We start from the raw sequence: 25,912 nt of genomic DNA, 5'->3' as shown, positions 1-25,912 counted from the left end.
GGCTTCGGCCAAACCGAAGCCGCGCGGAACCGACTTCCGGAAATGTCAAACTTCGGCTGCCTCCCCGGCAAAGCCGGGGGATCTCCTAAGGTATTAGACCCGGACGAATCTCGATCAAAACGGGAGCCCGCTCGGCTTTTTCGTGTTGTTGCTCACTGCCGGTGGTAACATCGCGCGCCGGGGGGGTCATGAAAGCCGGAGACTGCATCGGGGGAGACTATCGCCTCGTCCGTCCACTCGGCGAGGGGGCGATGGGGTCGGTGTGGGAGGCCCAGAATGAGCGCACCGGGCGTCGCGTCGCCATCAAGCTCATTCTGCGGCCGAGCGCGGACCTCCGCCTTCGCCTCAGCCGCGAGGCGCGTGCCTTCAAAAGTTTGTCCCACAAGAACATCGTCGACGTCTATGACGCCGGCGAAACGTCCGCGGGGGATCCATTTCTCGTGATGCAGCTCCTCTCGGGGGAGACGCTCGCGGATCTGTTGGAACGCGAGCGCAGGCTCCCGTCGAAGCAGGCCGCGAGGATTGGCCGGGACGTCGCGCTCGCCCTCGCGGCGGCGCACGAGGCTCGCATCATTCATCGCGATCTGAAGCCGGAGAACGTATTTCTCCACCGGGAATCGAGCCCCGACGGCTTCGTCGTGAAGGTGCTCGATTTCGGCGTGGCCAAGCAGCTCGATACCAAGGACTGCGTCCGCACCGTCACGGGCGTGATGGTCGGCACGCCGGGGTACATGAGCCCCGAGCAGGTGCTTTGCGTCGAGGATCTCGATTTCCGCACGGATGTGTGGTCGCTGGGCGTCGTCCTGTACGAAATGCTCACGGGCGTGCGGCCCTTCAAGGGCAACGTGGACGTCCTCTTCCAGCAGATCCTGACGGCCGAGATTCCGCCGGTGTCGAGTCGCGTCCGCCACGTCGAGCCGCGGCTCGCCGACCTCGTCGACCGGTGCCTGCAGCGCGACCGGTCCAAACGTATTCAGTCCGCCGAACAGCTCGCGGCGCTGCTCGCGCCGCTCGCGGGCCCGCGCGAGGTCGTGCCCCTGCCGGATTCGACGCTCGAGGTCCCCATTCCGTCGACGCTCCCGCGCCCCGACGTCTTGCCGGAGACGCAGAAGTTCACGCTGGCCATCGACGGCACGACGCCCGAGGAGGCCGAGGCGCCGACGCAGGTCGGGGAAGTCGCATTGAATGGCACGGTCATCCTTCCACCCGGGGCGAGTCCGAAAACCGACGGGGACAAGCACAGGCCCGCCCCCCCGGCATTCGATGGTCCGCGGGCGCCGTGGCGGGATGCGTCCCTGAGCGCCATTCTCACCGCGACCACGACGCAGGTCTCCGCCACGGCCGAGAATCGCACCGGGCCGAGCACCACGGTGACCGTGGGAGCCATCACGATGTCGGCCGGGACCGAGCCTTCGGACGGCGCATTGCAGAGGCAGCGGCGAAAGCGTCAGGTGACGCGCCGGGGCGTGCTCTTGCTCCTGCTCTTGGCCGCGCCGGTCTTGATTTTCATCGTGGCGTCACGGGCAACCACGACGAAGCCCACGGACGGCGCCGCTCCAGGCGAGACGCTCGCGCTCCCCTCGCCTCCTCCTCCACGCGCGCAGGACGACGTGGCGCGGGCTGCGCCGGCGCCCGTGTCCCTGCCGGAAGCCGAGCCCGCGCCGCCTTCGTCCACGGACGCCGGGGCCACGCCAAACGTCTCTGGCCCGGACAAACGTGGCGCATTGCCCGTCCGCGGCGGGAGCAAGCCGCCGGTCGATCCGATCGCGTCGCGCCCCGCCACGACGAAGGCGAAATCGCCCGCCCCGAGCACGAAGGCGCCCGCAGGCGCGAAGGCGTGCCCTCGATTCTTCCCGAATTGCAAGCGCTGACCGGACGAGGTTTCCGCATAGGCGCTCGATTCATCGTCAATTCGTGTTATCCTGCCGCATGGGTGGGAGCATCAAAAGGACCTTACGAGCGCGGTATCTCTTCCCGCTCGTTCTGGGGCTCGCCGTGCAGAGCGCCGCGTTTCCCGCGGCGGCGGAGGATCCTCCACCGCCTTCGGAGGCGTCGTCCTCGCCCGCGGACGTGGCCCGGGCGCATTACGTGCGCGGCAAGGACGCGGCGAGGGCGAAGCAATGGCAGGCCGCCCTCGACGAGCTGAGGTCCGCCTGGCGTATCATGCAGCATTTCCAGATCGCGGGGACGCTCGGATGGGTCGAGCTCGAGCTCGGCCACCACCGCGACGCTGCGGAGCACCTCTCGTATTTCTTGCGGCACGCCGAGGACGTGGCGGCCGACGAGATGAAGGCCACCTCCGAAATGCTGTCCGAGGCGCGCGCCAAGGTCACGGAGCTGTCCGTGCAGTCGAACGTGACGGGCAGCCATTTGATCGTCGACGGCGCAGAAATGCGGTGGCCCGAGGCGAACGCTGGCGTATTCGTCGAGCCGGGGCGGCGGACGATCGAGGCGCGGCTCGGCGAGCGATCGTCGGGGCCGGTCGTGATCGAGGCCAAACCCGGGGAATCGCAGCTCTTGCGGCTGGATCTTCCGAAGAAGGAAGCCCCGCGCGGCGTGCTCGCGCAAAAGGAAACCGCGGAGGCGGAGGCGCCGGGAACGACGCGCTCGATGCGCAAGCCGCTGCTCATCGCGGGCGGCGTGACCGCGGGGGTCGGGATCCTGGGCGGTGTCGTGTTCACGGCCCTTTCCAAGCAGCGGGCCGGCGAGGCGGCTGCGATGGCGCAGTCTCTTTCCGGCGAGAAAGACGATTACTGCACTTCGAATCCCGGCGCGGGCGCGTGCCCCGATCTCGTTCGCCTGAAGACCGCGCAAAACCAGTTCGGCGAGGCCGCGCTGTGGAGCTTCGTCGGAGGCGGCGTGATCGCCGTCGGGACGCTCGTATACGGCCTCTCAGGGCCGAAGCCCCGCGCGACGGGATCGGTGTACGCCCTCCCTGCGGTGTCCTCGCAGGGGGGCTCGCTCATGGTTTTTGGGACCTTTTGAGGAAAAACGAAGATGAGTCGTGTGGAGAATGGGGGAGGTTCGAGGCCCATGCGTCGTCATTCCATGACGTCCACGCTGGCGATGCTCGCCTGCGCCGCGGGCGCCTTTGCGCTTGGAGGCTGCGGGCTCGACGTGTTCGCCGATTGCAGCGTCACGAAGACGTGCGCCGGCCAGGCGAGCTCGCAGACGGTATGCCCTCTCGACGGGGATCCGAGCCGGCCTGCATCGTGCGGGCTGTACGTAGCGGCCTCGGGCGACGATACGAACCCGGGGACGGCCGAGCGCCCGCTGCGGACGCTGCGCGCGGCCGTGGACAAGGTGCAGAAGCAGGGCGCGCGGCCCATTTACGCGTGCGCCGAGACGTTCATCGAGCCGCTCGCGCTCCGCGGCGGCGAGGTGCTTCACGGCGGATACAACTGCACGGGCGGCTCGCCGTGGACCACACAGGTCGGCATGACGACGCTGTCCGCGAGCGCAAACGAGGTACCGCTGCGCGTCGGCGCGGGGGGACCGACGGTCGTGACGAATTTCAAGGTCGTCGCGGCGGACGCGGTCCTGCCTGGTGCCTCGTCGATTGCAGTGATCGCCGATCGGGCCGAGCTCGAGCTCGGCCGGTGTCATTTGGAGGCCGGCAAAGGCGCGGACGGGCTTGCCCCGACGCCCGAGGCCAAGGGCGCGACCGACGGGATGCCCGGAAAAATGGGGTTTGCCGCGTGCACGTACACCGCGGTGCAGGAGGTCTCCTCGACGTGTGGAACGGTCGAATCGATCGGCGGATCGGGGGGGTTCGGCACCTCGCCCTGGGGAAAGGCCGGTCGCAATAGCTCGCTCGGCAAGGACGTGAGCGGCGGCCAGGGCGGCGAGCCCGAAGGATTCACGGGGATCGAATGCACGCCGGGCGGGCCCGGCGCCGCTGGGACCACGGGCGCACACGGCGCACACGGCGTGGAGCCCGGGACCATCTCGGTGAATGGGTACGAGGGCGCGTCCGGGACGAGCGGCGGCGAAGGAACCGTGGGATTGGCCGGCGGTGGGGGCGGCGCCGCATTGGGCGGGTTGGGCGTGAACAAATGCCCGGCCGGGAGCGCGACGACCCACGGGGCCAGCGGCGGCAGCGGCGGGACGGGCGGATGCGGCGGGAAAGGCGGCGCGGGCGGAGGCGCAGGCGGCGGGAGCTTCGGCCTCCTCTGCATCGACGCGAGGATCTCGTCCGAGGCCGTCACGATCGTCACGGCAGGCGGCGGAAAAGGCGGCGACGGGGCCCAGGGGCAGGCGGGCGGGAATGGCGGCACGGGAGGGCTCGGCGGCCCGCCGCCCCAGTATTCTCCCTTGAAACCCGGGTGCCACGGCGGCAATGGGGGCAATGGGGGCGACGGGGGCCACGGCGGCGGCGGTCGTGGTGGGCATTCAATCGGCATTGCCTATGTGGGGAATGCGCCGGCGGCCACGGGCGTCTCGTTCGAGATTGGGCTCGAGGGTCCGGGCGGCCAGGGCGACGATCCCCAGGATCCGGCGCCCGCGGGCCTGCGCCGGGACATGGAATCGTTCGACTGATTCCCTTCAAAACGAAGTCGCCGCGCTCCTCGGGGGCGCGGCGACGTTCCCTGCCAAACGTGTACGCTCAGAACCTCGGCGGGCCCCCGACGACGGGCGGCGGCTTGCGGGACACCTTCGGCGACCGCGTCTTCGCTTGCTTGTTCGAGGAGGCGACATCCTGCTCCGCGACGCTCGCGCTGGCCTTTTCCTGCACGGGCGGCTTTTCGGATGGCGGGCTCGGCAGAGGCAACACGTCGGGTTTCGCGACGCTCGGAGGCGCGGCCTCGGCGCCGGGAGCGAGGAGCTGCGCCGGTGATCCCGGCGCGGATGGGGCGCCCGGGTTCGCCCCGCGAAGCAGGTACATGCCGAAGCAACCCATGGCCACGACCGCGCCGAGTCCGGCCCAGGGCCATCGCTTCGTGGCCGAAGGCGGCGGCATTTCGGCGGAGGGCCCGGCCGACTCCGCCCGTGTGGGCTCCTCCCCGACGAGCAGGCTCGTGGCGGGTCCACGATATTGATCCCGCCAGCCGCGCCCGCGCTCGGGGCCTTCGTGGCCACGCACGGGCGTCGCGCCGAAGAGCTCCCGCGCGAGCTCGTCCTCGTCGTGCGGCACGCGTTCGAGCGGAAACACCGGCGTGCCCGCCGGCTGCGGGCCGACCTCGCTCGCAGGCAAGAATCGGATCGTGATGCCGTTCGGCAGATCGGATTCCCGCCCGTTCGAGAGGGCCGTCCATTTGATGTTCGAACGATACAGGACGGCCGCGATCCGCGCCGCGCACGCCGCGATCCCCTCGAACGGCGTGTCGTCGTCGTGCACGATCACGATACGCCCCGGCAGCTTGACCTCCTCGGCCACCGCCCAGCGGAGCGAGCGAGTCCCCGGCCCCGCCGAAGGCAGCCCGTCGAAGCTCGCTTTGTAGGCTTGCAAGAGGGGCAGCGCCGCGGCCGGATCCTCGCCGCGCCGGGCATACGTGTGATACCAGCCATGGCCCTCGGCCGTTACCGCCGTACGCTCGAAGAGCCGCGCCCGGAATTCGAGCGCGGCGCGACACACGAAGGCCGCGTCGAGATCACGCTCGATGGCCACGATGGCGTGCGAGAACGGCGGGTCTTGCCGGCCGGCGTGATCGCGGGCGCCGCGGATGCGCAGCCCGAAGATCAGCGCCACGCCGCCGCGCCCCGGCTCGTGTTGCGTGTCGTCGCGGGAGAGGTTCCCGATGGCGAACGCGCAATCACTCGTCGTCCGCGGCTCGATGTACTTGAGAAGCCGCGAGAGGTGACCGAAATGCTGCCGGGACAAGGGGCCCTGGGGCACCTCGGGGTGATAGATGAAATCGATCTGGTGCCCCGGGACGTTCCCGTGCAGGAAATGGTACCAGGCCACGTCGGCGGGCGCCTTGTACGTCGGCGCCACGTAGCCTCCCCTTCGGCCTTCGCCGCGCGCGCTCATTTAGTTCACCCGCGAAAGCTTGGGAGGTTCGGAGGACGCGTTCACCGCGGGCAGCGGAACCGTTTTCTCCGATCTCTCCACCTTCGACGTCTCCGACAGGTCCTTCACCATGCGCTGCAAGAGCTGCGAGTCGTAGGCTTGCTTCGGGAGGATCCGCTCCACGAAATGCGAGAACAGGAGATGGGTCGAGTGCCCGTAGTTCGCGGAGCCGACGAAGACGCGGATGTCGAGCTGCATCGAGTACTTCGTGAGGTTCTCGATGAGCGGGGCATAAAGCTTCTTCGCTTGCTCCTCCACCTCGAGCGGCGTGCCGGAGAGCAGATCACTCTTGTTGATGAAAAGCACCACGGTCTTGCACGACGCCACGGTCTTCGGGCCGAAGAAGAACTTGAGCGCCTGCGGCTGGAACTCCTGGAGCTGCTCCTGAACACGCCCGGGGTCGACCTTCTTCGCGTCCTTGCCGCCGAGATCGACGACGATGAGCAGCCCGTGAATCTCGTCCCCGATGAGCTCCTGCTGCGCGTCGACGATGTGCTCGCCGCCCCAGTCGCCGACCTCGAAGACGTGCTCGATGACCACGTCCTTCTGAAGCACGTGGCTCACGGTCCGCTCGTAACGGTCGATCTTGGTGCCGGCGAGGACGCCGAGGTCGATGAGCGGGTTCGCCCATTTGAGGGTGAGCGAGGTCTTTCCCGTGGCTTTCACGCCGAGCGTGAGGATCTTGTATGTCTTGCGCGTGATCTTCGGCCGCTTCTCGAGCTCGGCCCGGAGCCAGAGGATTTCCTGCTCCTGATGATCGAGCCAGCCGACCTTTTTCTTGTCCTCTTCCACCGCGACGTGGAGCTTCGCCACGAGCGCCTTGTTTTCGTTCTCCAGGCCATCGACGCGCTTCCGAGCGTCGATTTCGGCCTGGGTCGACCGCCGATATCGCGCCGCCATGAACACGAGCCCTGCCATGGCGAACGCGAGCAAGATGCACGAGGCGATGAGCATCGACATGAGAGTCCCCCGGGAATCCCCCGAATCATCGAGGACGGGACGGCGTGCGCTCCGCGCAAGCTCGTCCGGCTCGTCCGTCGGCGAGCTCCAGTGTAGCCCAGAATTGAATCGCGGAACACAGGCTTTCGGTGGTTGTCGGGAGTCTGTCAGGATCGGAATGCGCTTCTCCGTCGAGCACATTCTCCGTCGCCGGAGGGCTTGCCTTGTCACCCATCGTATGGCAGAGTCGCGCCGTGGCATTCATCCGGCTGCGCTGAGCTCGGCATCCTCGTCCTCCTTGCATCCCCGGTACGATCGGGTCGATGCAACGAGCGCGTGGGTGCTTTTCCGTGCCCGCTTCCCCCCGGGGAAGACCGGGCGCGGTGGCTCACGCCGGCAGCCTGGCAGCCCAAAGTGAATAGGCCACATTCGTGCTGCCGGTCGTGAGGCGACGCGCTCCCGCGTCTTCCCTTCCGTATGCGCCTCCGGGCGCGCGAAGAGGAGTTTTTCATGACCGAACGTAGTGCTCTCTCGTCCGCGGCTTCTTCGTCCTTCGAGCCGCTCGATTCCGCCCCCGCGCTCCTCGCGGCCGCTCGCCGCGCGGGGCTCCAGATCACGACCGAAATGGCCGATTTCGATCGAAGTGGGCTAGATTTCCTCGTGGTACACGCCCACGACGAGGAAGGCGTGCCGTGGGTCGTGCGGACGCCGCGGCGCATGGCCGTGGTGGAGTCCGCGCGCGTCGAGGCGCGGGTGCTCGGCCTCGTGCGCGGGCACCTGCCCGTCGCGGTGCCGCATTGGCGCGTGTTCACCGAGCAGGTGATCGCCTACCCGCGCCTCGGCGGCGTCCCCGCCGTCACCGTGGATCCGGCAGTCGGCGTCGTCTGGAATCGTGTCGATCCGGCGGCCCCCTCGGAGACGTTCATCCATTCGTTCGCCGAGGCGCTCGCGGCATTACAAAAGGTGAGCGTCCGAGCGATCGAGGAGGCGGGCGTCCCGAGGAAATCGATCGACGACACCCGCGTCGAAATCGCTCGCGCCATGGACGAGACGCGCGAGATCCTCGCGACGCCGGACGTGGTCTGGGCGCGTTGGCAACGCTGGCTCGCGAATGACGCGATCTGGCCGCGTCATCTCGCCCTGGTGCACGGCGATCTCCACCCGGGTCACATGCTGCTCGACGAAGAGGGCCGTTTGACGGGGATCCTCGACTGGACCGAGGCCCACCTCGGGGATCCCTCGATCGATTTCGCGCTGTTCGTCGGCGCGTTCGGCAAGGCAGCGCTCGACGCTTGCCTCGAGCGTTTCGAGGCGGCCGGCGGCACGACGTGGAGCGGCCTCGCGGCCCACGCCGCCGAGCGCTGGGCGGCGTTCCCGGCGCTCGGGGCGAAGTGGGGGCTCACCGCGGGCAACGATGGCGCGATCGAGTTCGCCCGAACGATGCTCGCGACGATCGAAAAAGAAAGCGGGTGAGCGTGCGGCGATTCGTAGAGCCGATCAAGAATCCTTCAATCGCCACGGCGGGAAGCGCCGCGCCTCCCCGGCCCGGTAAAGACAAACTCGATTGCCCGCCGGATCCGTGACGTACGCCTCGCGCCAGAGCCAGCGCTGGTCCGTGGGGAGCACATCGAACGAGAGGCCCGCTCTCGACAGGCGCTCGACCGTCGCGTCGAGGTCGTCTTCCTCGAAATAAACAACCACGCCGTCCTTCGCGGGCGGCGTGTCCTGCAGGTGCAGCGAGAACGTGGCCGGTTCGCCGCCGGCCGCGTCGGGGCATTCGAAGCGCGCGTAGTGGTCGGAGCGCACGATGAGGCGCAAGCCGAGCGCCTGATAGAAGGCAATCGAGGCCGCAATGTCCGTGGCCGCCACGGTGACCTGGTTCATTCGCATGAACCGAGTGTAGGGCGGCCAGCGTCGCAGGGGCAAGCGTCTCATCTTGGGAGGCGCTGCGCTGGGGCGTTGCCCCAGACCCCACCAGGGGCTATCCGCCCCTGGACCCGGACCAGCGCAAGCGCTGGACCCGGGGCGATGAACTGCGCGATGCGCAGTTCATCGAACAGGCCAGGTCAAGACCAACGACGACCCTGCCCATCAAAACCGCGTCGTTGACGATTCAACAGGCAACGTGCCCGTCGCCAGCACCTCCATGGTCTTGCCACCGGCCTGTGGGAAGAACTGCGCATCGCGCAGTTCTTCCCCAATCGGTCCAGGGCTTGCCCTGGTTCGGGTCGAGGGGCGAACAGCCCCCGCGGGGCCCGGGGCAGCGCCCCGGCGCGACGGTTTGCGATGAGCGGCGGCGTGGGTCAGTTCTGAATCGCGCGGTACATCTGGATGCGCGAGGCATTGCCGCCGCTGATGGCCGGCACCTGGCATTCGAGATAGAACGAGCTGAACGTGTACGTGTCCGAGATCGACGCGACGTTCAAGGTCTGGTAGCTCGAGCTCGAACCGCTCGAGCATGACCACGTGCCGTTGATCTTTGTGCCGTCCGGGTTCTTCGAGACCGCCCGGCAGCACACGTTCGCCCCCGCGTTCTGGTCGACGACGAAGACCGTGCCGCTGAGGTTCGTGGTCGTGACGCCCGTGCCAATCGGACGCTCCGTCGGGCAGATCGCCGTGACCAGCGAGGCGGACTGATTTTCGGCCTCCCCGTCGGCGCGCGCGGTGAGGGCCTGGCCGCTCGTGGCCACGCAAGCCGAGCCGGGCGCGTTCTGGGTCGAGGCCGCGAGCGCGACGCCAGCGTAGAGGAGCCCTCCGACGAGGATGAGGAGACCCTTGAGGGGGGAGTGCTTCTTGTTCATCATGGCTTTCGTCCTTCGCTTTCGAATCGTCGTATCTATCTACGTTTGAATCTTCGGTTTCTCTTCGGTCGCTCGGCGCTCAGCGCATCGACTGGCGCGACCGGTACCCCTGAATGCCCGAGAGGCCGAGCGCGGCGCTTCCCGGCAGCGTGCAATTCAGGCTGAACTGGCTCCACGTGTACGGGTCGTACAGAGACGGGAGCTGAAGCGTCTGGTAATCCGCGCTCGCGCCGCTCGAGCAGACCGTCGTCGTCTCGATGTGCGTCCCCGTCGGGTTCTTCGACTGGAGCTTGCAGCACACGTCCTGGCTCGCGTGGCGATCCAGCACGAAGAGCCGCGGCACGTCGACCACGTTCGGATACCCGTCCTCACCCCCGGGCCGTTGCATGGGGCATACCACCTGGCCCGACCACACGCTCGAATTGAAGGCCTCGCCGTCGCTGCCGTGATCGACCAGCGCGCTGCCCACGGGCCGGCAATACGTGCCCGCCTGGTTCACCTGCTTGACCACGGTCGGGTTGACGATGCCGTTCACCCAGTCACGAAACGCCTCGACGCTCGTCTGGCGGTTGTAATTCGTCGTGTTGCCCGCCTTCATCACGCCCGTCAGGCCGGAGCCGTTCCAGCAGGACGAACCCGAGTCCCCCGGCAGCTCCATTTGACCGAGTGCGTTCGGGACCTGGAACCGATACCACATGACCGGATCGATCGGGTCCTCGATGATGCTGAACGACGCGGTCCGCAAGTTGCCGTCCGTCGGCGTCAGGCATACGCCCCAGTCGTGGCAATACTGGCCAGCGGGGCACGGCATCGACGCGGAGCAAGCGGCGCCCGAGTTGATCGCGCCATACCCGGCGCAGAACACGGTATCGCCGATCAGCGACGCCGTGGTGCCCGTATAAAGCGGCAGCGACGCGTTTCCCGGGTCGATCGGATTGGCGAGGCGGAGGAGTGCGACGTCCACGCCCGCGGCGGTCTGCGGGTGGAAGAGGAGCTCGACGCCCACGGAGGACGTCACGCTGCCGTCGTCCTCCGTCAGCCGCGCGGTGATGGTCGCGGGATCGGTGCCCGTCCCATCCGGAAAGCAATGGCCGGCGGTGAGCACCCATTCGCGGTTGAGTAGGGTCCCCGTGCAGCCCGGCAGCCGAACCACATTCCGCGTCCAGGTCTGGGTATTTTGCGTCCACGGGTCCCAGACCGTGCCGTTCTTGATGGCATGCTCGGCCTCCGCCGTGGCCTCTTCGTTCACGTCGCGCAGCTCGCCCTCGGCACATCCGCTGCCCAGGGCCGCGGTGAGCGCGAGCGCCATGAGCGTCGCTCCGCACATGCGGCGGTAGGGCGCAAACCTCTGGCTTCGTTGGTGTGTCATGACAATTGGCTCCCTCGTCCGGACGGCGACTCGATTGTCGTCCGGTAGCGCGAGGAGCCATTGCGCGAACCGTGCCAAGCCCGATCGGGCGCGGGGCGGGGCTACCGCGCGGAGCTTCGGAGCCCGTAACGGTCGACGAGCTTGTGGAGGAACTGTCGCGACACGGAAATCGCCTCGGCCGTGCGCGAGATGTTGCCCCCGTGCTCGCGGAGCTTCGTCGCGAGGTACTGCCGCTCGAAGCGCTCGAGCACCATCTCGCGCGCCGAGAGCAGCGGCAGGCCGAGGAGCCCGCCGAGATCACCTTCCTCGGCCTCCCCCGCCGGAGCCTCGTGCGCCTCCGGCGCGGCCGCAGGCGCCGCAGCGGCGGGCTCGGGCGAACGCGCAGGTTCGGGCGCGGCGGCCGCGGGCGGCTTGCGTGCCTGGGCGCCGAGCGCCGACACCGCGAAGTCCGGGAAGAGGCAGAGGCGCGCCACCACGTTGCGAAGCTCGCGGACGTTGCCGGGCCAGTCGTGCGCGAGGAGCAAGGACATCGCGTGCGGCGGCAGATCGGCGAGCGTGCGCTTCGGCGTTTGCGCCGCGAGGAATCGCTCGACGAGCGCGGGGATGTCGTCCTTGCGCTCGCGCAGCGGCGGGATGTTCACCTCGACGACCGCGAGCCGGTAGTAGAGGTCCTCGCGGAACGATTTCTCGGCGACGCGCGCGCGGAGATCACGGTGCGTCGCGGCCACGATGCGCGCGTCGAAGGGGCGCCACTCGACCGCGCCCACGCGCCGCACCTGCCGCGCTTCGAGCGCGCGGAGAAGCTTCGGCTGCAGATCCAGAGGGAGCTCGCCGAGCTCGTCGATGAACAAGGTCCCGCGATCGGCCTGTTCGAGCAGGCCCGCATGCGCGGAGACCGCGCCCGTGAAGGCCCCGCGCGCGTGGCCGAAGAGCTCGGCCTCGATCAAGCTCGGCGCGACGGCGCTGCAGTCGAAGACCACGAACGGGCCGTCCTTGCGTGGGCTCGCGGCGTGGATCGCGCGCGCCAGGACCTCCTTGCCCGTGCCCGACTCGCCGAGCAGGAGCACCGTCTCCGACGACGCCGCGGCGCGCTCGAGCGCGGCGAAAAGCGCGCGCATGGGCAGGCTCTCGCCGATCGCCTCGCCGAACCGCGTGGACGTCGACAAGGACACGATCGAAGGCGCGCCCGCGAGGTGCGTCGAGAGGCGCGAGCCGGCGAGCGTGACGACGGTGCCGAGCGGGAGGAGGACCTCCATCACCGCGAGATCGCCGATGAGCGTGCCGTTCTTGCTGCCGAGGTCACGCAGCACGACGCCTTTCCGCGTGAGACGGAGCTCGCAGTGCCGGCGCGAGACGCGCGGATCCGACACGACGAGATCACACTCGGCGCTCGTGCCGACGACGAGCGTCTCCATGCCGAGCGGGGCCTCGCGCATCGTGCCGTCGGGCGCGGTCACGCGGACCCGGAGCGCCGGCAGGAGCACAGCGTTGTCCGTGACATCGGAGAGCGTGCACCCAGGCTCCTCCGCCCGCGTCATCCCGCGCATCGTTGCAGATCTCGAAAGCTCGTCAAGACAAGCCCGGCGTGCCCGCTTCGCCGCGCTATCATCCGCGCTGCATGCCCCCGAGTTCGCGTCTCGCTGCGCGTCTTCCGCCCGGAGTGGCGCCGCAGATCGGGCCGTACCTCCTCGTGCAGCAGCTCGGGAAGGGCGGGTTCGCCCCGGTCTTCCTCGCGGAGGAGCGGTACGACGGCAAGCTGCTGCGCCACGTGGCGATCAAGCTGTTCGCGTTCGACGCGGCCGCCGCGCGGGGCCACGACGTGAGCCGGTGGCGCGACGAGATCATCGAGGAGGCGCGCGCCCTCTGCCGCGTCGAGCACCCGAACGTGGTGCGGTTCTACGCGCTGCTCTGCGACGATGCGTCCGCGCGGATCGGCCTCGTGATGGAGCACGTCGCGGGCGCGAGCCTCGACATGCTCGCCGGCGCGCACGGGCGGCTCGACGAGCGGGTCGTGCTGGAAGCCGCGCGATCCGTGGCCTGGGCGCTCGCGGCGGTGCACGCGGCGGGGCTCGTGCACCGCGACGTGAAGCCCGCGAACATCGTGCGCGGGCCCTCCGGCTACAAGCTCATCGACTTCGGGATCGCGGTGGCCCCGGAACTCGCGGCCGCGACGCCCGCGACCGTGGCGGAGCTCGCGGCCGCGGACACGACGCGCGCGGAGCCGCCTCCCGCGCCCGCGGCGGCCGCTCCGCGTGATCCGGACACGCACACGCAGACGATGACCATGACGGCCTCGCCGATCGCGGCGGCAGCGCCGGGCCCCGGCGCCCGCCCAGGCCTCCGCGTCGCGGGCACGCTCGGCTACCTCGCGCCCGAGTGCCTCTCGCAGCTCCCGACGCCCGCGAGTGATCTGTACTCGCTCGGCGTGACCATGTTCCACCTCGTCACGGGCCGCCTCCCACACGAGACGCCCATGCCCCAGGGGCCCGCGCCATCGCTCGTGACGAGCGTCCCTGCGCGGAGCGTGATCACGGCCGAGCTCTCGCTCCTCGTCGATCGGTTGCTCGCGCTCGATCCGCTCCTCAGACCTCGCCATGCCGAATGGGTCGCGCGCGAACTCGAACGCCTCCTCGCGCGGCTCGATCCCGCGGTCCTCGCGCCCGTCACGTCGATCGCGCCGCTCTCCGTCCGCAGACCCGCGCCGGTTTCCACGCCCGCTCGCAAGGCCGCGCCCGCGCCCGAGACGTGCCCCCCGCTCGTGGGCCGCGACGAGGCGCTCGCGACGCTCCAGCGCGCCGCGGACGAGGCGAAGAAGGGACGCTGCCAGGTCGTGGTGTTCACGGGGCCGCAGGGCATCGGCCGCAGCCGCCTCCTCGATGCTGCTGCCGAGCGCTGGACCTTCGAGGACGCGCGCATCCTCAGGGTCCATTGCCCGCCCGAGCAGCAGAGCCCTCTCTACCCGTTCCGCCGCGCCGTCGAGGATCTCCCGCCCGAGATCGCGCCTTCGTTCGAGCCGCTCGCGCGCGCCCTCGCGCGGGCCTTTTCGCCGGGGCTCGTCCCGGGCCCGGACGAGCTCGCGCAGGCGGTCGAGGCGATCGAGGACGGCCTCGTGCGGGTGAGCGCCTCGGCGCCGCTCCTCGTGCTCGTGGACGACCTCCAGTGGAGCGACACGCCGACGCGCGAGGTCGTGCGCCTCCTCGTGCATCGCGCGGCGGCGGGCGCGCCGGGGCGGCTCTTCGTGGCCCTCGCCGCGCGGCCGGATCCCGTCGCGGGCGCGCCCTTGCGCAAGCTCCTCGGCGAGGCGCGGGCGCGCACGAGCCCCGGGCTCACGTACGTCTCGCTCGGCCCGCTCGAACCCGCGGCCGCGGCGCGCCTCGCGCAGGGCGTCTGTCCCATCACGAAGGAGGTCGAGCGGGCTGTGGTCGCGGGCGCGGCGGGCGTGCCGTTTTACCTCGTGCACGCGCTCGTCGCGTGGCGCGAAGGCGGTGCGATGGTCTGGCAAGACGGCGCCTACCGCGCGGCGAACGAGCAAATCCTGCGAGGCGACGTGCCGGGCGTGGCCGATCTCCTGGAGGCGCGGCTCGGCGCGTGTCTCCCGCCGGGGAGCGATTCCGAGCGTACGCTCTTGCGTGTCCTCGCGGCGGTGGCGCTCGCGGGCGGAGGGCTCGACGTGGATCTCGCGCTGCGGGTGGCCGGGGACGCGGATCGCGCGGAGGAGGCGCTGGAAGCGCTCGTCGGAGCGGGGATCCTGACGGCGCACGGCGAGCGGCAGGAGTACGGGTTCGCGCAGGAGATGGTGCGACAAGCGGCGCTCAACCTGCTCAGGCCGCGCCCGTGGTTTCACAGGCTCCACCGGGCGCTGCTCGACGGCATGGCCGAGGGCGCGCCGGCAGAGCTCGACGCGGCGTTCCTGGCGACGGGGTACGAGCGGCTCGGCGCGCTCGCGGAGGCACGCGTCTGGCTCGGCCGCGCCATGGAGAAGGCGGGCGCGGCGGGGCTCTTCGAGGAGGCGGCGGCGTTCGGCGACAGGCTCGCGGCGATCACGGACGACGCCGAGACGCAGGCGCGGCTCGCGTTCGAAGGGGTCCGGATGCTCATCCGCGGGCGCAAGTTCGAGGAGGCGAAGCAAAGGCTCGATCGGCTGCCGATCCTCGCGGGAGACGGGCCGGAAGCGCGCCGGTTCGATCTGTGGCGGCGCGTCTCGCGGCTCGAGGTGGCGCGCGGGCTCCGGGAGAGCGGCGTTGCGGATGCGACGCTCGTCGCGGATGCGGACGCGTTCGCGGATGTGCGGCTCCGCTGCGAGGCGCGCCTCGCGGTGGCGGGCGTGCTCTTGCCGGAGCGCGCGATGGCGGTCGTGACCGAGGCCGTGGATCTCGCGGCGGGCGCGGGGCCGGCGATGGAGCTTGCGGCGCGGGTGCTGCGCAGCGAGCTCTGTTATGCGCTCGATCCACGGGATCTCGGCCTTGCCGAGCAGGATCTGCGGCGGGCCGTGGCGATCGCTTCGTCGACGAGATCTGCGTGGCACGAGGTGCACATCGAGGGGGATCTGGCGGTGCTGGAGGCCGAGGCGGGGCGCATCGATGCCGCGATCGAGCGTGTCCAGCGGCTCGCCGCGCGCGCGAACGAGCGGGGCATGCGCGGGCAGGAGCGGCTCTTCCTGCAAAACCTCGCGGTGATGCTCCTGCGCGAGGGCCGCGCTCGGGAGGCGGCCGAGACGGCCTCGCGCACCGCGGATCTCGCACGGCAAGCCGGGGATCCGGTGCTGCGCTCGACGGCGCTGTCGCTCCGCGCGGCGGCCCTGACCGAGGTCGGCGCGCTCGTCGACGCGCTCGAGAGCGCGGACGAGGCGGACACGATCCAACGAGAGCGAGGCACCCGCAGCCGTGCCCTGACGCTCCTCCGCCGCGCGGAGATCCTGAGATTGATGGGACGGATGCCCGAAGCGATCGCGGACGCGCGGACGGCGCGGGTGGTGGCCGAGAAGCACCACGATCGGAGCATGGAGATCTGCGCGAAGCTCTGGGAGGTCTTGCGCCTCGTGCAGCAGGGCGAGGTCGCGCGGACGGAGCTCGCGCGCGTGGTGGAGGAAGGACGCGCGGCGGAGATGTCGCTCGGCGCCTTGCCAAGGCGGCTCCTGCGAGAGGCCGAAGCGTGGCTCACGCAGACCGACGAGGGCGCGACGCTGCTGTAGCCAGCCGGCGTCGATCGCTGTCACCACCCGTGGACAGGGTCCCTGCTCGATGTCGCCAGTTGATGACAGTGTCCCCGACCGGTGACGTCGGGCGTGATGGACGGACGCGAGCGGCCAGGGGACGGCCGCGACGGGCGCCGTGTATCGGTGGATGGGTGGTGGAGGGGATGGCGCGGACGGGGAGCGCCCGGCTGCGGGACGTGAGGTGGGTCGGGGGCGGGGAAGCGTCAGCTCTCGGGCGGCGGCGGGGGCGGCGGGGGCTTCGGCCTCGCGTCCTCCATGATGATCCCGCGCTTCGGCTGGCACTTCTTGTTCTCCGCGCTCCACTCGCACTGCTCGGGGTTCGGACACTCGGGCGGCGTGTTCGGGTCCGTGACCTCGGGCGTCGTGCACGTGACCTCCGCGGATGCCGTGCCGGCGCCGGACTCCGCGGGGGGCTGCTGCGCGCCGCCACACGCCACGAGGAGCGCGGCGGCGAGGCCTAGGAAGAGCGGACGGATGGCGGCGAATCTGGGATGATGCATGACAATCTCCAATCTCGAAGCGACCCTCGAACGGTTTCCCTCGGGAGCGAGTCGCGATCTACGCGAGGTCCTTTCAATGAACGTTCCAGGTGCGGCGCCTCCGCCTCGCGAGGCCGAGGGCGCCCGCGGCGAGCGCGACGGCCCCGATTCCCATTTCGGAGGGCGCCCCGGCGGCCTGGCAAGCGCACCCGCGAGGCCCGCGCGCGACCTCGAAGCGGGGCGGGACGGAATGACCGTCGAGCGCGGCCCCATTGCCGGAGACGATGAAGCTCGCCCAGTAATACGGATGCGGATGTTTTTCGCGCACGGCGATCTGGGCCGCGCGTAACGCCTCACTCCGCCCCCCGCCGACGGCGAGGCCTGCGTAATAGGCCGTCATGAGCTCGCTCGTGGCCTCGTCGTCGACCTGCCACAGGCTCATGACCTGCGTCTCGGCCCCTGCAAGGGCGAGCGCGCGGCGCAACCCAAAAACCCCCTCGCCACGCAGCGCCTCGCCCACGCCCGTTTCACACGCCGAGAGCACGACCAGCCGCGTGCCGCGCAGATCGAGCCCCGAAATCTCCAGCGCCGTGAGCACGCCGTCGGCGGCGTCCGTCGTGCTCCGCCGCCCATTCGCGCCAAAAAGCGCGAGCCCCGCCCGGAGGAGCGGGTTTTCCGAGACGAACGCCGACCGCTCCCCTCCCCGCTCACCCTCGTCCCGCCCGCCCGCCGCATGCTGATCCGGAAGGAAAAACCCATGCGTCGCGACATGCAGCACGAGCGGCCCCCGAGCCGCCATGAGCGCTTCTTCCGTCGCTGCCGTCCCTTCCAGAAGCCTCGCGCCGGGCAGCATCCGTTTCACCGCGGCGCCCTCTCTCCGCGTCGCTGGCAACGGCGAAAATCGGATCCGTGTCATCCTCGCAGACCGCGCGCCGCGCCCCTCCCCTGCCGACGCGCTTTCGCCGCGTGCCCCGAATGCCGGATCGACGACCACGAGCGGCGCTTCGCGGGCTTCGGCCGGAGGTTTGGCGAGGCGGACGAGCTCGCGACCACTCGTCAGATACGTGAACGACGTATGCCGGACGAGCGACGTCCCTTTTTCGTCGACGAGCGCAGAGAAGGGCACGAGGTTCAATGCGCCGTCGGGGCTGAGGAGGATCCAGCGGGTATCCCCGAGCAAACCACGGAGCGGCTCCGTGACCAGAGAATCGAGGTACCGCGCGGCGGGGCGCGGATCACGACGGGTGGTCGCGAGATCCCGCAAAAGTCCCGCCGCGACCTCTTCGATGCCCTCGGCATTGCCGAGATCGATCGACGCGACCTCGCCCTCGCGGCGGAGGACGTACGCGGCGAGACGCGGCGCGCCCCAGGTGGGACGAACGGGCGGACCCGAAGGATCGTACGGGCGATACACGACGAGCTCGACGAGCGCGGCGCCCGCGGGAATGGCTCGCTGCACGTCCTCTAGCGAAAGCAGCGCGGAAGGGCCGCCGTCGGGGACGGCGTGCGGATGGGCCGAGAGGCGCGCATCGAGCTCGCGGCGGCGCCGCTCCAGGGCTTCGATTTCGGCCAGGTGCTCCTCGGGCGGCACGTCGATGGGCCCGCGCGAGACGGCTGCAGACAGGCGCGCATCGACCTGGGCCTGCTCGTCGAAAAGCGCGCGCCCCGCCGAATCGAGTGATTGCCGCAAGGCGGAGAGGCTCCCGGCCACGGCGTCGAGGACGATTCCCTTTCGCCGGAGGATCGCGGTCAGAGCGAGGCGGCCCGCCGCGCGATGCTTTGGCGCGACCTGGATGTGCAGCGAGACCAGCGCGTCCGTATCCTCCTGGAGCAAGGCGGCATGCGCGCGTTTCTGGTCCTCGGATCCACGCCCAAGATGCACGCGCGCGGCGCGGTCCGCGAGATCGGCCGCGCGTGCCCGCACGCGCACCGCGTCCTCGATGCGGTCCTGGGCCACGTAAAGATCCCCGAGGTCGCGGAGCGTGCGAGCGATGTCGGGATGGTCCGGGTGGAAGACGGCTTCCCGCAATTCGAGCGCTCGTTTCATCCGCGCCTCGGCGGCGGCGAAGTCTCCTCGACGGGCCAGCAAAAGCCCCATCGCTTGGAGGTACTCCGCGCGCTGCACGTGGTTTTCGTCGAGGGACTCTTCCGCCCCCGCGAGTGCCGCTTTCAAGAGTGGCTCGGCCACATCGGGCTCCCCTCGATCCAGCGCGAGCTCGCCCAGACGCAGCGCGGGCAAGCTCAGGACATCACGGGAAATGCTCGATGCATTGCGGACGCGGGTTTCGAGATCGCGGAGGAGCTCCTCGGCGCGCCTTCGCTCGCCCCGGCGCCGATGCAGCGCGGCGAGCGCTTCGACGGCGCCGATGGCATACGGCGATTCCGCGCTGAAACGCTCCTCTGCAATAGCCACGGCGCGCCGGAGGAGCGGCGCCGCGCCTTCCAGGTCACCGAGAGCGAATCGAATGCGACCGAGGGATTCGTACACCGCCGGATTCGGCTCGCGGGGATCCTGGGCTGCCAAGAGGCGCACGAAGATCGGCTCGGCCCGCGCATAATCGCCGTAGAGCGTGTAGGTGCTCCCGAGCAAAAAAGGGAAATGCCCATTATCGTTCGGGGCATCTTCCAGGAGCTTCACCGCGCGATCGGCCAGGCGCACGGCCTCGGGATACCGGCCCGCCTCGACGAGCTTCAGGATCTGCGCGTAGAGCGAAGCCCCGCTCTCGCCCTCCTGGGCCACCTCGTCGGCCCACGCGACGGGGCACGCCGGCACGGCGAACGCCCCGGCGACGACAGCGAGCAGCCCCATGCGCAGGAGGGGCCGGCGGAGCCTGGATCGAGGAGCGCGCATCGGGGTCGTCCGAAAAAGCAACGCGCTGTATAGAAGAGCAAAAGGCCCTCTGTCAACGGGAGCCCGGTGCTCCTCGCGACGCCCGGGGCTCTGATCCCCGTGGATCCCGGCCCGAGCGCGTGTATCGTTCGCCCATGGCAGCCCCTCCCGAAGCACGCGCCGATGGCTCCCTCTCCGCCGATCTGCGCGCGCTCGTCGCCTCCCCGCGCGAGCTCTGGACCGTGTACGCGATGAAGCTCCTCGAGTCCGTCGCGTATTTCGCCATCTGGTCGCTTCTCGTGATTTTCTTGTCGGACGATCACGGCTTCTCCGATACCGCCGCCGGCTCCGTCGCGGGCACCTGGCTCACGGTCATCAGCCTCGTCGTGTTCCTCGCTGGCTTCATCGCCGACGGGCTCGGGGTCCGCCGCGCGCTCGTGATCGCGGCCCTCTCCACGGCCATCGGCCGGGGCATGCTCGCGTTCGCGGGCGACAAGATGACCATTTATGCGGCGCTCGCCGCGTCCGTCTGGGGCATTGCCTGCATGAAGCCCACGATGAACGCGGCCGTGCGCAACTACACGACCCCCGCGACGGTCTCCTTCGCATTCTCATTTTATTACGTGCTCATGAACGTCGGCTCGCTCGCCCAGGGGCCGCTCATCACCGAGTTCCGGAAGTGGTTCAAGAGCGGCGCGACGATCGCCGGGATCACGTTCTCGTCGAGCCAGCTGGTCTTCCTCGTCGGGTTCGTCGCCTCCTGCATCAATGTCATCCTCGCGCTCTCCATGCGCGAGGCGAAGCCGGCCACCTCGGACAAACCCACGAAAAACCCGCTCGCGATTGCCCGCGACGTTTTGCGCGAGCCGGCCTTCTGGATCTTCCTGGGGTTCGTCGCGCTCCTCACGTTCGTCCGCCTCGTCCTCCAGCACGCGCATCTGACCTGGCCGAAGTACACGCTCCGCGAGTTCGGACAGGACTTCCCGTTCGCTTATTACTGGTCGATCAACCCTGCGATGATCATCGTCCTCACGCCCGTGGCGACCGCGCTCACGCGCAAATACCCGCCTTACCCGGTGATCTCGATCGGCGCGACGATCACGGCCTTCTCGGTGCTCGCGATGGCCGTCTCGACGACCGTCACGGCGAGCATCGTGTTCATCGTCCTGCTCTCGATCGGCGAGGCGCTCTGGTCGCCGCGGCTCTACGAATACACGGCGACGATCGCGCCGCCCGGACGCGAGGCGAGCTACATGGGCCTCTCGGAGATCCCCCTGTTCCTCGCCAAACCCTTCGTGGGTTTCCTCAGCGGGTATTTGCTCTCCGTGTATTGCCCACCGACCGGCCCGCGGGACTCGCGGCAGATGTGGCTCGTCATCGGGCTCATGACAATCGCGGCGCCGGTCTGTATGCTCGTCTTCCGCCGGAAAATCGAGCGCCACGCGCCCGAAGAGGCCGCGCCGAAGCCCGAAACCGCCTGAGCCCGGACAAACTCAGCGTCTCGTGCTCCCGGCGCGGGGCGCCATCATCGCACTGCGCACGCCGGCGCGCGGGGCCTCCGCTGCGAGCGTCATCTCCCGCCCAGTCCCGTTCACGCCGAGCGCCGCGAGAACCTCCGTGGTATCGGGGAAATCCGCTCGATCGAGGTACCGCTCGAACAGCGGCTGCACGACGGATTGACCGGTCTTCTCATCAACGAACTTCGCGAACTGCTCGGCGGACCACGCCTCCTCGGATCGCGCGCAGCAACGCGCGAGCTCACGCAGCGGCCCATCGAGGCCGTCCTCCACGCCCCGCTTCCTGAGCTCCACGTCCGCGAGGAGCGAAAGCGCCGCGCCGGCCCAATACACCCGCTGGTAAGCGTGCGTCTCGTGCATGTCGATGCTCTCTTGCCGGAGCGTCCGCCCCGTCCCGCGCCGGCTCCCGCGCCGAAAGCCGTCCACGAGATCGTCCCAGGCGCGGTGTTCATCCAATGCCCCCGCCCGCGCCCGCAGGATGTCCGTGTAATACGTCGCGAGCCCCTCGGACAGCCAGGCGTCGCTCGGAAGAAACCGCGGCGCCGACAGATGGAAAAGCTCGTGCACGCCGACCCAGTCCTCGTCGAGCGCCTCGGGCGTGACGGACGACCCCACGATGATCATCACCGTCGGCCCGCCTCCACGCAGCGCCATGCCGAATCCGACCTCCGACCCCGGATGCGGGACGAGCAGCGCCATCACCCGCGGAACGGGAAACCCGTCGTGGAGCTGGGTCAGCGCGGACGCGCTCTTTTGCAGCCATTCCGTCACGAGGGGCGCCCGCTCGCCGAACCCGCCGCCGAGCGCGACGACATCGAGCTCGGCCCCGCCCACGCGCAGCGTCTCTCGCTCGAATTGACCAAACGCACCCGCGCTCCGCATCGTGAAGGCCGACGTCGGCACCCGATACCCTCGTGGATCTTCGGGCCAGGGGAGCGCGGCGCGAACGCCCGGCGGGAGCGTGAAGCTCGCGGTGAAATGCGTCCCTCTGGGCCGGGGCTCGGGCGCGAGCAGCCACACGTCGGGCGCCGCGAGCACGTGGGCATCGCCGTGCGTGATCCAAAAACCCTCCCCCGGCGGACCGAGGTCGACGTCGTAGCCGATACAAGCGCCGTCCGTCGCCGAAGCAATGGGCACGGCATCCTCCTCGAATGTGAGCGGCACGTCGCCGGCGGCCCGCAGGATGCGCGGCCGGCGCACGCGCTCGAGGAGCTCGGGCACCGTCATGCGCAGCCGCGCGAGCCTCAGATCGCGGGGACAAACGGTGGCCGAAAGCGTGCGGAGCTCGGCATCGATCACGAACGAATAATGTACCTCCGGCGCGTCCCCCATCACGGCGCTCGCCTTCGCCGCGGGCGCGCCCCCGCAGCCCCCGGGGAGAAGCAGGCCCAGACAAACCGTCAGCCGGACGAACAGGCTCTCCCTTCGCGCCATGGCCCATGTCTACACCGTCCGGACCTGCTTTCAAAGGGCCTCGCCCCGTGCCCGCCCGGCCGCGAAAATTCCGATCGACGACTGTAATGGGCGGCGCCCCCCTGCGTCGGCAGGGTCGTACCCCTTCCGTCGATCCGACGGAGAACCACGAAGGAGCTTGGTCATGAATGCAAAGCGTATCTACGAGGCGCTGGCCGCCCTCGGGGCGGGCGCCCTGATCACCGGTTGCACCACGTCCCCGGCGCCGCCGGACGGCCCGGACGTGAAACCGGTAGCCGAAACGCCCGCCGCGCCGCCTCCACCGGCAAACGAAAAACCCGCGGCCGCGACGCCCGCGGCCCCCATCCCAGCGCCCCCGAGCGCGGCCGTCGCGCCCTCCGCGGCCCCAGCGAAAGCCGCAGCCAAACCCACCGCGACGCCACGTTCGACGACAGCGCCTCCCGCCCCGTCTCCCGTGACCGCGACGCCGTCCGAGCCCACCGAAAAACCCGCGCCGGCCCCGACGGCCGCGCAGAAGCACGGCGCGCAGATGAGCTGCGGGGAAGGTTCTTGCGGGTGAAACCCGAAGCGCCGGAGCTCGCGGGAATCTCCGAGAGCTCCGGCGCTCGCCCCCATTTCAGGCGGCGCGGGGGCGTGACTCGTAGCCGGCGTCGCGCAGCGCCTCGACGAGGACGTTCGTCGGCGCGCTCGACGGATCGTGCTTCACGAGAACGGTGCCCTCGCGGAGCTTCACGTCGACCTTCTCGACGCCGGCGATCCCGCGTAGCGCGCCGTCGATGTGGCGAATGCAGGACGGGCAGCTCATCCCGTCGACATGGAGCAACGTTTCCTTCATGGCGTCCTTCCTTTCCGGGGAGCGGCCCGTTCGCCGCTCGCACCCCTGAAGACGCAGCCGCCGCGCTTCATTACACCCCGCCAGCCGGTGTAATGCGCCGGGCGGTGATGCGTCTGCGCGGTCGAAGCGAGGTTCCCATGTCGACCGCATCCACTCCCGCTCTCCTCCCCGAGAAAACCGCCGCCCCTGCGGCTCGCCGCATCGACCTGCCCGTCGAAGGCATGACCTGCGCCGCCTGCGTGCGACGCATCGAGCGCGCCTTGCTCGCGACCGAAGGCGTCCGCGAGGCCAAGGTCAACCTCGTCACGCGCACCGCGACGATCACGTACGACCCCACGGCCTCCGGAACCGAACCGCTCATCACGGCCATCGAACGCGCGGGCTACAGCGTCCCGCAACAAGCAGCCGCCCCGGAAACCTCCGCCGCCGCGCCCGCTGAACGAACCCACGCAGCCGACGCGAGCCTCGACCACGAGCGCCGCGTGCTCCGGCGCGACTTCACCTTTGCGCTCGGGCTCTCTGTCCCATTGCTCGTCCTCGGCATGTCACACGGCCGGATCCCCGGCGCGGACGGCACGCTCGGCCGCCTCGTGCAGCTCGCCCTCGCGACGGCCGTGATCCTCGGCCCCGGCCGCCGATTCTTTCGCCTCGCGTGGATCGCGCTCCGGCACCACGCCGCCGACATGAACACCCTCGTGAGCCTCGGGACCGGCGCCGCGTGGGTCTATTCCGCGATCGCCGTCCTCGCGCCCGGCCTCTTCCCGCACGCCGCGCATGGCCTGCGTCCGCACGTCTATTTCGAGGCCGTCGGGGCCATCGTGAGCTTCGTCCTGCTCGGCAAGCTCCTCGAAACCCGCGCGCGAAAGCGCCTCACGGACGCCGTGCGTGGGCTCGTCGCGCTCCAGCCGAAGACGGCGTGGCGGCTCCGCGGCGGCATCGGCGACATCGAGGAGGAGATCCCTCTCGCGCAGCTCGTGCCGGGCGACGTCGTACGGGTTCGTCCCGGCGAACGCCTCCCGAGCGATGGGGACGTGATCGCGGGCGCATCCGCGGTCGACGAATCGATGCTCACCGGCGAGAGCCTTCCGGTCGACAAAACCGCGGGCTCGGCTGTCTTCGGCGGCACGCTGAACCGGAGCGGACAGCTCACCGTGCGCATCACGAAGACCGGCGCGGAGACAGCGCTCGCGCAGATCGCCTCGGCCGTCGAGCAAGCGCAAGGCTCGAAGGCGCCCATTGCGCGCCTCGCGGACACGGTGAGCGGGGTGTTCGTCCCGGTGGTGCTCGGCATCGCGACCCTCGCGTTTGCCGCGTGGCTCATCGCCGATCCCACGACGACGGGCCTCGCCGCCGCGGTCGAGCGGTTCGTCGCGGTGCTCGTCATCGCTTGCCCTTGCGCGCTCGGCCTCGCCACGCCGGCCGCCGTTGCTGTAGGCACGGGCCGCGGCGCCGAGCTCGGCGTGCTCGTGAAGGGCGGCACCGCGCTCGAAGCCGCGAGCCGCGTGGACACGGTGATCGTCGACAAAACGGGCACGGTCACGGCCAGCCGCCCGACGCTCTCGGCGGTGAAAACCATGCCGAGCTTCCGCGAGGAAGACGTCCTCCACCTCGTGGGATCCGCGGAGCTCGGCAGCGAGCATCCGGTGGCGAAGGCGCTCGTCGAGGGAGCACGCGCGCGTGGATTCGCCCTCGTTTCGCCCGAGGAATTCCGCGCGGATGCAGGGCGCGGCGTGCTTGCGCGTGTCGCGAAGCGCGAGGTTCGAATCGGCACCGCGCGTTACCTCGCCGAGCACGGCATCGATGCGGCTCCGCTCGAAGACGCTGCGGAAGCGCTCGCAGAGGCCGGGAACACGCCTTCGTTCGTCGCCATCGAGGGACAACTCGCCGGCCTCGTCGCGGTCGCCGATCTGCCGACGCCGGAGGCCAAAGAAGCCATCGCCGCCCTGCACGCGCTCGGCGTGCGTGTCGCCATGGCGACCGGCGATCGTGAGGCCACCGCGCGCGCCGTGGCGCGATCCCTCGGAATCGACGAGGTCCACGCGGGCGTCCGCCCCGAGGACAAGGCCCGTATCGTCGCCGAGGAGCGCGCGAAAGGGCGCATCGTCGCGATGGTCGGCGACGGTATCAACGACGCTCCAGCGCTCGCCGGCGCCCACGTCGGCATCGCCGTCGCGACCGGCACCGACATCGCGGTCGCGGCGGCCGACATCGCGCTCCTCCGCGGCGGAATCGCCTCGCTCCCCACGGCGCTCGGCCTCGCGCGCGCCACGTTGCGCACGATCCGTCGCAACCTCTTCTGGGCCTTCGTCTACAACGTGATCGGCATCCCGATCGCTGCGGGCGCCCTCTTTCCGCTCACCGGCTGGCTCCTCTCGCCGGTCCTGGCGAGCGCGGCCATGAGCTTGTCGAGCGTGTCCGTCCTCCTCAGCTCCTTGCGGCTTCGTTCCTATGGAACCAAACGATGAGCACGCGCGCCGTGTTGA

Annotated in this window: 18 protein-coding genes; 8 read left to right on the top strand and 10 right to left on the bottom strand. The window is 69.9% G+C overall.

Annotation, left to right across the window (positions count from 1 at the left end; all coding sequences use genetic code 11):
* Nucleotides 1-188: 188 nt before the first annotated feature.
* The 3 genes from KEG38_RS47135 to KEG38_RS47125 are packed head-to-tail and all read left to right on the top strand — an operon-like array spanning nt 189 to nt 4,539.
* A complete protein-coding gene (locus KEG38_RS47135; RefSeq protein ID WP_272427467.1) occupies nt 189-1,871 on the top strand; it encodes a serine/threonine-protein kinase in 1,683 nt (560 codons plus the stop codon).
* Between the two features lie 58 nt (nt 1,872-1,929).
* Nucleotides 1,930-2,985, top strand: coding sequence for a hypothetical protein (locus KEG38_RS47130; protein WP_272427465.1), 1,056 nt, complete (start codon nt 1,930-1,932; stop codon nt 2,983-2,985).
* A 48-nt stretch (nt 2,986-3,033) separates the two neighbouring features.
* The gene (locus tag KEG38_RS47125) at nt 3,034-4,539 is read left to right on the top strand and encodes a PGRS family protein (protein WP_272427463.1); all 1,506 of its coding nucleotides are present in this window, start codon (nt 3,034-3,036) and stop codon (nt 4,537-4,539) included.
* Between the two features lie 67 nt (nt 4,540-4,606).
* Here the strand turns inward: KEG38_RS47125 and KEG38_RS47120 are convergent, their stop codons facing one another.
* Together KEG38_RS47120 and KEG38_RS47115 are read right to left on the bottom strand one after the other, a co-directional pair.
* Nucleotides 4,607-5,935 carry a hypothetical protein gene (locus KEG38_RS47120; RefSeq protein ID WP_272427462.1) on the bottom strand — a complete coding sequence of 443 codons (1,329 nt, stop codon included), beginning with the start codon at nt 5,933-5,935 and terminating at the stop codon, nt 4,607-4,609.
* A 36-nt stretch (nt 5,936-5,971) separates the two neighbouring features.
* Entirely contained in the window at nt 5,972-6,970 is a 999-nt protein-coding gene (locus KEG38_RS47115; RefSeq protein ID WP_272427460.1) for a hypothetical protein, read from the bottom strand.
* 489 nt (nt 6,971-7,459) lie between these two features.
* Between KEG38_RS47115 and KEG38_RS47110 the strand changes: the two genes are divergently transcribed.
* Nucleotides 7,460-8,422: a macrolide 2'-phosphotransferase gene (locus KEG38_RS47110; protein ID WP_272427459.1), complete on the top strand. Its 963-nt coding sequence runs from the start codon at nt 7,460-7,462 to the stop codon at nt 8,420-8,422.
* Nucleotides 8,423-8,446: 24 nt separating this feature from the next.
* On the opposite strand, the gene KEG38_RS47105 is transcribed toward KEG38_RS47110, so the two are convergent.
* From KEG38_RS47105 to KEG38_RS47090, 4 genes are all read right to left on the bottom strand, one after another.
* Nucleotides 8,447-8,839 (bottom strand): VOC family protein, encoded by a 393-nt coding sequence (locus KEG38_RS47105; protein WP_272427458.1) that lies wholly within the window; start codon nt 8,837-8,839, stop codon nt 8,447-8,449.
* Nucleotides 8,840-9,252: 413 nt separating this feature from the next.
* The gene (locus KEG38_RS47100) at nt 9,253-9,753 is read right to left on the bottom strand and encodes a hypothetical protein (RefSeq protein ID WP_272427457.1); all 501 of its coding nucleotides are present in this window, start codon (nt 9,751-9,753) and stop codon (nt 9,253-9,255) included.
* A gap of 76 nt (nt 9,754-9,829) precedes the next feature.
* Nucleotides 9,830-11,119, bottom strand: a complete 1,290-nt coding sequence (locus KEG38_RS47095; RefSeq protein WP_272427456.1) for a trypsin-like serine protease — start codon at nt 11,117-11,119, stop codon at nt 9,830-9,832.
* A 101-nt stretch (nt 11,120-11,220) separates the two neighbouring features.
* The gene (locus tag KEG38_RS47090) at nt 11,221-12,657 is read right to left on the bottom strand and encodes a sigma 54-interacting transcriptional regulator (protein ID WP_272427455.1); all 1,437 of its coding nucleotides are present in this window, start codon (nt 12,655-12,657) and stop codon (nt 11,221-11,223) included.
* 80 nt (nt 12,658-12,737) lie between these two features.
* On the opposite strand from KEG38_RS47090, the gene KEG38_RS47085 reads away from it, so the two are divergent.
* A complete protein-coding gene (locus KEG38_RS47085; protein WP_272427454.1) occupies nt 12,738-16,310 on the top strand; it encodes a serine/threonine-protein kinase in 3,573 nt (1,190 codons plus the stop codon).
* A 227-nt stretch (nt 16,311-16,537) separates the two neighbouring features.
* Here the strand turns inward: KEG38_RS47085 and KEG38_RS47080 are convergent, their stop codons facing one another.
* Both KEG38_RS47080 and KEG38_RS47075 read right to left on the bottom strand, forming a co-directional pair.
* Nucleotides 16,538-16,834 carry a hypothetical protein gene (locus KEG38_RS47080; RefSeq protein ID WP_272427453.1) on the bottom strand — a complete coding sequence of 99 codons (297 nt, stop codon included), beginning with the start codon at nt 16,832-16,834 and terminating at the stop codon, nt 16,538-16,540.
* 73 nt (nt 16,835-16,907) lie between these two features.
* Nucleotides 16,908-19,622 carry a CHAT domain-containing protein gene (locus KEG38_RS47075; protein ID WP_272427451.1) on the bottom strand — a complete coding sequence of 905 codons (2,715 nt, stop codon included), beginning with the start codon at nt 19,620-19,622 and terminating at the stop codon, nt 16,908-16,910.
* A 176-nt stretch (nt 19,623-19,798) separates the two neighbouring features.
* Here KEG38_RS47075 and KEG38_RS47070 point away from each other — a divergent pair, with 176 nt between their 5' ends.
* The gene (locus tag KEG38_RS47070) at nt 19,799-21,124 is read left to right on the top strand and encodes an MFS transporter (RefSeq protein ID WP_272427450.1); all 1,326 of its coding nucleotides are present in this window, start codon (nt 19,799-19,801) and stop codon (nt 21,122-21,124) included.
* Between the two features lie 12 nt (nt 21,125-21,136).
* On the opposite strand, the gene KEG38_RS47065 is transcribed toward KEG38_RS47070, so the two are convergent.
* Nucleotides 21,137-22,594: a M61 metallopeptidase family protein gene (locus KEG38_RS47065; protein ID WP_272427448.1), complete on the bottom strand. Its 1,458-nt coding sequence runs from the start codon at nt 22,592-22,594 to the stop codon at nt 21,137-21,139.
* Nucleotides 22,595-22,757: 163 nt separating this feature from the next.
* Between KEG38_RS47065 and KEG38_RS47060 the strand changes: the two genes are divergently transcribed.
* A complete protein-coding gene (locus KEG38_RS47060; protein WP_272427447.1) occupies nt 22,758-23,153 on the top strand; it encodes a hypothetical protein in 396 nt (131 codons plus the stop codon).
* Between the two features lie 57 nt (nt 23,154-23,210).
* Here the strand turns inward: KEG38_RS47060 and KEG38_RS47055 are convergent, their stop codons facing one another.
* Nucleotides 23,211-23,429, bottom strand: a complete 219-nt coding sequence (locus tag KEG38_RS47055) for a heavy-metal-associated domain-containing protein (protein WP_272427445.1) — start codon at nt 23,427-23,429, stop codon at nt 23,211-23,213.
* A gap of 137 nt (nt 23,430-23,566) precedes the next feature.
* Between KEG38_RS47055 and KEG38_RS47050 the strand changes: the two genes are divergently transcribed.
* On the top strand, nt 23,567-25,894 hold the full coding sequence (locus tag KEG38_RS47050) for a heavy metal translocating P-type ATPase (RefSeq protein WP_272427444.1): 2,328 nt from the start codon (nt 23,567-23,569) through the stop codon (nt 25,892-25,894).
* Nucleotides 25,895-25,912: the final 18 nt, after the last annotated feature.

Origin of the sequence: Polyangium jinanense (assembly GCF_028435265.1) — a bacterium.
Lineage (GTDB): Bacteria > Myxococcota_A > Polyangia > Polyangiales > Polyangiaceae > Polyangium > Polyangium jinanense.
The sequence above is the reverse complement of the archived record's forward strand: the minus strand, read 5'-3'. Positions and strand labels throughout refer to the sequence as shown.